We start from the raw sequence: 1,569 nt of genomic DNA, 5'->3' as shown, positions 1-1,569 counted from the left end.
ACCCGAGGCTGTGTGAAAACCCCTGATGATGCTATGATCTGGCACTGCTTCGGGGGTGCCATATGGGACGTTTCGTTGAAGCTGTTGACCGTGACCAGGCGAGCTTTTTGCCGGCCTGTCTTGAAGACTATGTTGACCCTGACAACCCGGTCCGCATCATCGATGCCTTTGTCGATGAACTCGATCTTGCCGAACTCGGCTTTGCCCGCGTGCAGCCGGCCGCGACTGGCAGACCCGGCTACGCCCCCGGCACAATGCTCAAGCTCTATGTCTATGGCTATCTGCATCAGTTGACCTCGAGCCGGAAACTCGAGCGCGAGGCTGGGCGCAATATCGAGCTGATGTGGCTGACCGGCAAGCTGGCGCCGGACTTCAAGACCATTGCCGATTTCCGCCGCGACAATGCCAGCGCGATCCAGATCGCATGTCAGCGCTTTGTTGCCATCTGCCGCGCTCTTGGTCTGGTCGGCGGCGGTATGGTCGCAATCGATGGTTCACGCTTGCGGGCAGTGAACACGCACGAGAAGAACTACACCAAGGGCAAGCTGGCGCGGCGCAAAGGCCATGTCGAGGAGAGCATTGCGCGCTATCTCGCCGAGCTTGAGGAAGCTGACAGTGCGGAGACCGGCCCCGCGACGCCGCGCATCGAGCACCTGACCGAACGGCTGGCGTCGCTGCGTGGGCGGCTTGGTGAGCTCGAGGCAATCGGGCGACAACTGCAAGCCGCTCCCGAGGAGCAGATATCGCTCACCGACCCGGACGCGCGGGCCATGGCGACCGGCAGCGACCATCGCGGCGTCGTCGGCTACAATGTGCAGGCTGCGGTCGATACCAGACACCATATCGTCGTCGCCAATGCGGTGACCAACCGGGGCCATGACCGCTCGCATCTGCTGGAGATGGCCAAGGCTGCACAGGCCGAGACGGGCGCTGCCGGGATGATCGCCCTTGCCGATCGAGGATACTATGAGGGCGAGCAGATCCGCTCCTGCGCCCAAGCTGGCATCATCCCGATGGTGCCCAAGCCCAATACCTCACCGGCTCAGGCGCGTGGCTTTTGGGGCAAGGCCATGTTCGCGCATGAGCCTGAGACCGACACCTATCGGTGCCCCGCCGGCCAGCAGTTGCAGAAGCGCTTCGCCCGAGTGGAGGGAGGCAAGCTCATCAGCGTCTACTTCAACCAGAAGGCCTGCAGCGCATGCCCCTCGCGTCCCCTGTGCACGGCCGGCAAGGAAAAGCGCATCCGGCGATGGGAGCATGAGGCGGTGCTCGATGAGATGGAGCGCAGGTTCGAAACAATGCCCGAGGCGATGGCGGTCCGCCGCTGTACTGTCGAGCACGTCTTCGGCACCATCAAGGGCTGGATGGGTGCCACCCACTTCCGAACGCGGGGGCTTAAGAACGTCGCTACCGAAGCCAGCCTGACGATCCTGGCCTACAACATCAAGCGCGCCATCGCTGTCGCCGGCGTGGTGCCAATCCTCCAAGCTTTAAGGGGATGAAGCGGTCCCGCTGGTGCCAACGCATCACGCTCAGGCCAGACGCCGCCGCGAGTTCTCACACAGCCTC

At 63.2% G+C, this 1,569-nt stretch carries 1 protein-coding gene; it reads left to right on the top strand.

Features of this window, described 5'->3' with window-relative positions:
- Positions 1-62: 62 nt before the first annotated feature.
- Entirely contained in the window at positions 63-1,502 is a 1,440-nt protein-coding gene (locus tag HRU92_RS20335; protein ID WP_173089215.1) for an IS1182 family transposase, read from the top strand.
- Positions 1,503-1,569 lie beyond the last annotated feature (67 nt).

The sequence above is a fragment of the Devosia sp. 1635 genome (genome assembly GCF_013185955.1).
Taxonomy (GTDB): Bacteria; Pseudomonadota; Alphaproteobacteria; order Rhizobiales; family Devosiaceae; genus Devosia.
The sequence above is the reverse complement of the archived record's forward strand: the minus strand, read 5'-3'. Positions and strand labels throughout refer to the sequence as shown.